The organism is Candidatus Methylomirabilota bacterium, assembly GCA_027293415.1.
GTDB lineage: Bacteria > Methylomirabilota > Methylomirabilia > Methylomirabilales > CSP1-5 > CSP1-5.
This window is the reverse complement of record JAPUFX010000192.1, coordinates 34,814-41,483: the sequence shown is the minus strand read 5'-3', so window position 1 is coordinate 41,483 and position 6,670 is coordinate 34,814. Positions and strand designations below refer to the sequence as shown.

The window sequence follows — 6,670 nt, the reverse complement described above, 5'->3', positions numbered from 1 at the left end:
AAGGGTACACCCTGATCGAGCGGGCAAAGCCAACTTGTTGGTTTAGTGGTGCGCCCAAAAGGATTTGAACCTCTGACCTGCTAATTGGTAATCAGATTCACCTGAGCAGGGTGCGAAGGACGCGGCAAAACATACCCTTTTGTGACCCAAAAACGCAACTATGCAACCGACCTTCTACATCTGAAGCCTATACCCACGCCCACCCATCTAGGTTCCCCCTGGTCACCCGCCACGAAAGAGCGAGCGTAAACAACCCCAACAACGTGAACATGGTCGGGGATGGCGTGGAGGCCCTGGCCTTTACCGGGGCCTGCACCTGGCACGCAAACTGCTGCACAACCCCGCCGGGGGACCGTGGATAGTTCCCCAGGGCGCCCAAGTCCGTCGAGTCGTTATGGCTGACCGTTGTGAATCTACCGCCGAAAGGAAAGCGATGAGCGATAAGCCCATCACAGTGCTGCTGGTCGAGGACAGCCCCGGCGACGCCCGCCAGATCCGGGAGATGCTGGCTGAAGTCAGGGGTACGTCATTCACCGTAGAGTGCTCCGACCGGCTTACGACCGGCCTCAAGCGCCTGGCCGCTGGCGGCAACGACGTGGTCCTGCTGGATCTCTCTTTACCAGACAGCCACGGGCTTGACACGCTGGCCAAGATACGCGCCCGAGCGCCCCAGGTTCCGATCATAGCGCTGACCAGCCTTGACGAGGAAGCAGTGGCAGTGAAGGCCGTCCGGGAGGGGGCAGAGGATTGTCTCGTCAAGGGGCGGCTCGACAGCAATCTGCTGGTGCGGGCCATCCGTTATGCTATCGAGCGCAAGCGGGCCGATGAGGCTTTGCGGGCGGCCAAGGAATACGCAGAGAACCTCATCAATAGCTCTTTAGACATGATCATATCCGTGGATGTAAACCGGAATATCGTGGAGTTTAACCGAGCCGCCGAACAGGTCTTCGGATACAGCAAAGCAGAAGTCTTGGGTAAGTCCATCGACCTCCTGTATGCCGACCCATCCGAGGGAGGCCAGTTGCACAAGAACACTCATGATGGCGGGTTTACAGGAGAAGTTACGAACAAGAGAAAGAATGGGGAGATCTTTTACTCTTACGTTTCTGCATCGGTGATGCATGACGCAACTGGCAGGGTGGTAGGTGTGATGGGGATATCGCGCGACATCACCGAGCGCAAGCGGGCGGAAGAAATAATCGTACACCAAGCGTATCACGACGTCCTAACAAACTTAGCCAATCGCAGGTTGTTTGTGGATCGCCTGACCGAGGCATTGGTCCGCGTCCCATGGCATAAACGGCTAGTGGCTGTTCTCTTTCTCGACCTCGATCACTTCAAAAGTATCAACGACGCGCTGGGGCACAGTCTGGGTGACCTTCTGTTGAAAGCCGTAGCTGAGCGACTTACTGCTTGTGTCCGAGAGGGCGATACCGTTGCGCGTCTAGGGGGCGATGAATTTGCGATTAGCCTTGCGGACGTCGCACGGGCAAGCGATATTCCCAGGGTGGCCCAAAAGATCATTGATGCATTGTCCGAGCCCTATCTCCTGGAGGGTCGTCAACTCTTTATCACTACCAGCATCGGAATCAGCATCTTTCCCGATGACGCACAGGATCCCGAGACTCTTTTAAAACATGCTGATATTGCCATGTACCGAGCCAAGAAGCATGGAAGGAACAATTACCAGCATTATTCCCCGGATATGGATGCTCACGCTTTTGAGCGGCTGGCAGTGGAAACGAGTCTGCGGCACGCACTAGAACGAGAAGAGTTCTTCTTAGCGTATCAACCCCAGCTCGATATTACGACCGGCCGAATCATCGGCTGTGAGGCCCTGGTGCGCTGGCAGCACCCAGATCTGGGAATCATGCCGCCGGGCAAATTTATACCCCTCGCGGAAGAATCCGGCCTGATTGTGCCGCTTGGTGAATGGGTGCTTCGCAGCGCCTGTGCACAAAACAAGGCCTGGCAAGCGGCCGGCCTTCCACCTATACATGTGGCGGTGAATGTATCGCCCCGCCAGCTGAGACACGAGAACCTCGTCCAGACGGTAGACCGGGCGTTAAGGGAAACGGGACTTAGCCCCAATTACCTTGAATTGGAATTGACAGAGAACATCATGCAAGATCCGGAGGGGGCGATGAGATTGCTTACTCAGTTGAAATCCATCGGGGTACACATCGCAATAGATGATTTTGGAACCGGGTATTCTTCATTAAACTTATTAAAGCGTTACCCCATACACAAGTTGAAAATTGACCAGTCTTTTGTGCGTGACATCACAAACAATCCGCATGATAGGGCCATTATTACAGCGATTATCACGCTGGCCCACAGTCTGAATCTCAAGGCGATTGCCGAAGGCGTAGAAACGCAAGAGCAATTGGCGTATTTGCGCTCGCTCAAATGTGATGAAGCACAGGGGTATTTACTTGGCCGGCCTATGCCAGCTCAAGACGCATCAAAACTATTGGCTCAAATGGGGACCAAGGTAGCGCCCCATAAATCCCGAAAAAGGGGCGTCGCGCCACGCTCGAGCCAACGCGGTACGAGGGCGGCTAAGGTTCGTCGTTAGACATAAAGCGTGCCCTGGGGTCGCATCTTTACTCTTGAGTCAAATCGGTCGCCATAGGGGTATATGCCGGGCTCAATACCGTACAACTCTGGGGCTGGGAACAATTAAGGGTCGGGGGGTTGAAAAGTGCCTGGTGATTTGGTGCGCCCAAGAGGATTCGAACCTCTGACCTGCGGATTCGTAGATCGAGGCGCGACACAATAGATTCAATAACTTCAAAGACTTAGGTGTGCAGGACACGGCCAAACGTGACATTTCGTGACCCAAAAACGCAACTGTTGTGAGTAATTGAACTTATCCCCTTTTCTCTCCCCCGGATGCGAGGGGATCTCCAGCGCGAGATGCAACGGGATGCTGGATTGAGAAAGCTTTTCGAGAGCGTAGAGCGAGGCATATTGACTCACAAGTAAAGATTTGACCCCATAACTTGTAGCTTGTATGGCTCCCTGAACCTGACCCAAATAGAAAGGGCCCCGAAAATCTCGAGGCCCTTTCTGTCCTGAGCTGCATCCGACCAACTATCGCTTGATGACGTTGGCCGCCTGCTTGCCCTTTGGTCCTTCCACGACATCGAACTCAAGCGAGTCCCCCTCGGACAGGGTCTTGAATCCGCCGCCTTCGATCGCCGAATAGTGCACAAAAACATCGTCGCCGTCTGGTCGCTCGATGAATCCGTAGCCCTTGGCGTCGTTGAACCACTTCACGGTGCCAGTGTATGCCATGTTCCTTTCTCCCTCCTCTCTTTTTAGGATCCCCGGGCGCTGCCCGGGGGTAAGGTCCCGTCGAAACGAGACCTGACCGCATAAAAAAACCGCAAGGGCTTTTCATGAAGCCCTTGCGGTTTCCGTTTCCACAACAAGCCAAACACGAAAGCTGACAACAGAATAACCTGTCGCTCTCTTCCTGTCAAGCGGTATTTTCTTATGCTGGACATGGAAGAGTGGAGGCGAGGTCAAGTCCTGCAACAATACATTCACGGGAAAGGAACCACGGGTGAGCATCTGCCTTGACCTATTTCGCATGCTTGCCACACCATCCGCAGTGGCGGATACTGAGGCCCTCCTCATGAGACGGACAGATGGAACCGGGGTTGGCGTAGCTCCTGGCCCACCTCCGGCACAAACGTTGGCCCGCCAGCTACATCATGGGCCCTACAGGAAATCCCAGTGCAGATGCATTTACGAGCGATCCCATTTAGGGTATAAGATATAAGAATGGCAGTGTCTGCCACATTGGTTATGCAGCCCAATTGTAGATGGGCCGCGCAGGATATAGAGTCGTGATCGAGGCGCCCGCACGGCGAGAACGCACGCAGTCGCTCGGGGAAGAAATCGCGAACAGCGTCAGCCATGGTGTCGGCTTGCTGGCGGCAGTGGCTGCTGCCCCAGTTCTCGTCCTTGCCGCACTTCAGCGTGGCGGCGTATCGGGAATTCTGGGCGTGAGCGTCTTTGCGGCGACGATGGTGGTGCTGTACCTCGCATCCACGCTGTACCACGCGTTGCCAAAGAATCGGGCCAAGCGGGTATTCCAGGTTCTCGATCACGGAGCGATCTACCTCTTGATCGCGGGCACGTACACGCCGTTCACGCTTGGCGTGCTCCGCGGCCCGTGGGGCTGGACGCTGTTCGTGCTCGTGTGGAGTCTGGCCGTTGCTGGTATCGTCCTCAAGGCTGTCGGCGGGATACGGTACCCGGTCATTTCGACATGCGTGTATCTCGCCATGGGGTGGCTCGTCCTCATCGCGGTAAAGCCATTGGTGCTCCGTGTGCCACCGTGGGGTCTGTTCTGGCTCCTTGCAGGCGGCATCGCGTACACGGGGGGTGTAGTGTTTTTCGCCGCGAAGCGGGTCCCCTACAGCCATTTCGTCTGGCACCTGTTCGTTATGGCAGGCACCGCATGTCACTTCATCGCGGTGCTGTGGTACGCGGCCTAAGCGAACAACGCCATAGAGACTCTTGACGCAATGGTCTCTGTCGAGGGTGAGAACATGCGTCAGGTCACCTGGGTCGTGATCGACGAGGTGAAGCGCGGCGATTGGGGGATCGGTGGAAAGGGATTGACTACCCAGGATGTCAAGGAGCTCGCGGCAGGGTAACCTGACGAAGTAGTCGTGCAGAGCACGGCGAACCAGACGCCCTCTCGGGTAGCGGCCCGCGAGGGCGTTTTGCTTTTTCCTGCGGGCCATGGATTAGTGTCGATATGGTGGTGCGCCCGGAGAGATTCGAACTCCCGACCTCCTGGTTCGTAGCCAGGCACTCTATCCAACTGAGCTACGGGCGCCCTGTGAAGCAGCTGTCGGCTGTCAGCAGTCAGCAAAGATCCTTATTCTCGCCTTCATGCTGACAGCTGATTGCTGACAGCGGACTGCTGAAAATGGCGGAGAGGCCGGGATTCGAACCCGGGGTAGAGCTCATCACCCTACAACCGCTTAGCAGGCGGCTGCCTTAAGCCTGACTCGGCCACCTCTCCGTTTCATTCGCTTATAGTCGAGGGCGGATAGTTGAGAGCAAGAACCAGAAAGCCGAGATTCTGCCCTCAACTCTCAACTGTTAGCTCTCAGCTCTCGCCTCTGGACGCTCAGCTATGCGCTCTGAACGATTGCGTGGCGGAGGGGGTAGGATTCGAACCCACGAGGCTCATCGCCTAACGGTTTTCAAGACCGCCGCCTTAAACCTGACTCGGCCACCCCTCCATTCGGTTCACTGCTCACCGTTCAGGGTTCACGGGTAAAGCCAATCCATTATAGCTCTTCTGACTGTGAACTGTGAACTGTCAACGTGATCCCGCTAGGCGGGGCCTAGTGAGGTTCGATCTTTTTCAGGCCTCCCATATAGGGCCTGAGCGCTTCGGGGATGGTCACGCTGCCATCGGCTTCTTGATAGTTCTCGAGAATGGCGGCCCAGGTCCGGCCGATGGCGACGCCAGAGCCATTGAGGGTGTGGGCAAACTCGACCTTGGCCCCGGGCGCGGGGCGGTACCGAATGGCGGCCCGTCGCGCTTGAAAGTCCTCGAAATTGCTGCAGGAAGAGATCTCGCGGTACACCTGCTGGCTGGGAAACCAGCCCTCGATGTCATATGTCTTGGCAGCCGCAAAGCCCAAATCGCCCGCGCAGAGTGTCACCACGCGGTGGGGAATGCCCAGCCGTTTCAAGACCTCTTCGGCATCGCGGGTCAGCTGCTCTAATGCCTCGTACGACTTCGCCCCCTCGGAAAACTTCACCAGCTCGACTTTGTTGAACTGGTGCTGGCGGATAATCCCGCGCGTGTCCTTCCCATATGAGCCCGCCTCGCGGCGGAAGCAGGGGGTGAACGCGACATAATTCCGCGGGAGGTTTCCGGGCCCGAGGATCTCTTCCCGATGGATGTTGGTAACTGAAACCTCTGCGGTGGGAATGAGATAGTAAGGGTCGTCTGCCATCCTGAACAGCTCCTGGGCGAACTTGGGCAGCTGTCCGGTTCCGGTCATGCTGTCTTCATTGACCATGAGGGGCGGGACCACCTCGGTGTAGCCGTGCTCCCGCACGTGCAGATCGACCATGAAGTTGATGAGGGCCCGCTCCATGAGGGCCCCGTCTCCCTGCAGGAGGGGAAAGCGGGCTCCCGCGATCCGAGCGGCCCGGGCAAGATCCAGGATCCCTAATTCCTCTCCGATCTCCCAGTGGGGCCTCGGCTCAAAATCGAACGTCCGGGGCGTCCCCCAGAGGCGGACCTCAACGTTGTCTTCTGGGGTCTGCCCAGCCGGGACTGAGTCGTGGGGGAGGTTCGGGACCAGAAGCAGTAGGTGTTCTAGTTCATGTTCGAGGGCCTGCAGACGATCCTCGCCCTCCTTGAGGGCGCTCGAGATTTCCCGGCTCTTGGCCATCATCTCCTGGGCCTCGCCGCCAGCCCGCTCGTCGCCCTTCAGGTCGCGTACCCGTTCGGAAATTGATTTCTTCTCACGCCGGAGGCGCTCGACTTCGGTCACCAGCCGCCGCCGCTCGGCGTCCAGCTTCAGCAGATTGTCCAAATCGTACGCCCCGCCTCGCTGCGCCAGCTTTGCCCGGATGAGGTCGGGGTGTTCGCGAATGAGCTTGAGGTCCAGCATCTCCCTGC

At 57.2% G+C, this 6,670-nt stretch carries 5 protein-coding genes and 3 tRNA genes; 3 read left to right on the top strand and 5 right to left on the bottom strand.

Annotated elements, in window-relative coordinates:
• Positions 1–433: 433 nt before the first annotated feature.
• Positions 434–2,578: an EAL domain-containing protein gene (locus tag O6929_13245; GenBank protein MCZ6481342.1), complete on the top strand. Its 2,145-nt coding sequence runs from the start codon at positions 434–436 to the stop codon at positions 2,576–2,578.
• A gap of 518 nt (positions 2,579–3,096) precedes the next feature.
• Here the strand turns inward: O6929_13245 and O6929_13240 are convergent.
• Positions 3,097–3,300, bottom strand: a complete 204-nt coding sequence (locus tag O6929_13240) for a cold shock domain-containing protein (GenBank protein ID MCZ6481341.1) — start codon at positions 3,298–3,300, stop codon at positions 3,097–3,099.
• A 533-nt stretch (positions 3,301–3,833) separates the two neighbouring features.
• Here O6929_13240 and O6929_13235 point away from each other — a divergent pair.
• Positions 3,834–4,511: a hemolysin III family protein gene (locus O6929_13235; protein MCZ6481340.1), complete on the top strand. Its 678-nt coding sequence runs from the start codon at positions 3,834–3,836 to the stop codon at positions 4,509–4,511.
• A 30-nt stretch (positions 4,512–4,541) separates the two neighbouring features.
• Positions 4,542–4,673: a 4-oxalocrotonate tautomerase gene (locus O6929_13230; protein ID MCZ6481339.1), complete on the top strand. Its 132-nt coding sequence runs from the start codon at positions 4,542–4,544 to the stop codon at positions 4,671–4,673.
• A gap of 108 nt (positions 4,674–4,781) precedes the next feature.
• Here O6929_13230 and O6929_13225 read toward each other — a convergent pair.
• The 4 genes from O6929_13225 to serS all read right to left on the bottom strand — a co-directional run bounded on the left by O6929_13225 (position 4,782) and on the right by serS (position 6,662).
• A tRNA-Arg gene (locus O6929_13225) sits at positions 4,782–4,858 on the bottom strand.
• A gap of 94 nt (positions 4,859–4,952) precedes the next feature.
• Positions 4,953–5,047 (bottom strand) — tRNA-Ser (locus O6929_13220).
• Positions 5,048–5,181: 134 nt separating this feature from the next.
• Positions 5,182–5,270: transfer RNA gene (locus tag O6929_13215), tRNA-Ser, on the bottom strand.
• 105 nt (positions 5,271–5,375) lie between these two features.
• Entirely contained in the window at positions 5,376–6,662 is a 1,287-nt protein-coding gene (gene serS / locus O6929_13210; GenBank protein MCZ6481338.1) for a serine--tRNA ligase, read from the bottom strand.
• Between the last annotated feature and the right edge of the window lie 8 nt (positions 6,663–6,670).

What these genes read in the sequence shown, in the direction of transcription:
- O6929_13230 (MCZ6481339.1), top strand. Translation starts at nt 4,542, where the DNA reads ATGGTCTCTGTCGAGGGTGAGAACATGCGTCAGGTCACCTGGGTCGTG.
- O6929_13240 (MCZ6481341.1), bottom strand. Translation starts at nt 3,300, where the DNA reads ATGGCATACACTGGCACCGTGAAGTGGTTCAACGACGCCAAGGGCTAC.
- O6929_13235 (MCZ6481340.1), top strand. Translation starts at nt 3,834, where the DNA reads ATGGGCCGCGCAGGATATAGAGTCGTGATCGAGGCGCCCGCACGGCGA.
- serS (MCZ6481338.1), bottom strand. Translation starts at nt 6,662, where the DNA reads ATGCTGGACCTCAAGCTCATTCGCGAACACCCCGACCTCATCCGGGCA.
- O6929_13245 (MCZ6481342.1), top strand. Translation starts at nt 434, where the DNA reads ATGAGCGATAAGCCCATCACAGTGCTGCTGGTCGAGGACAGCCCCGGC.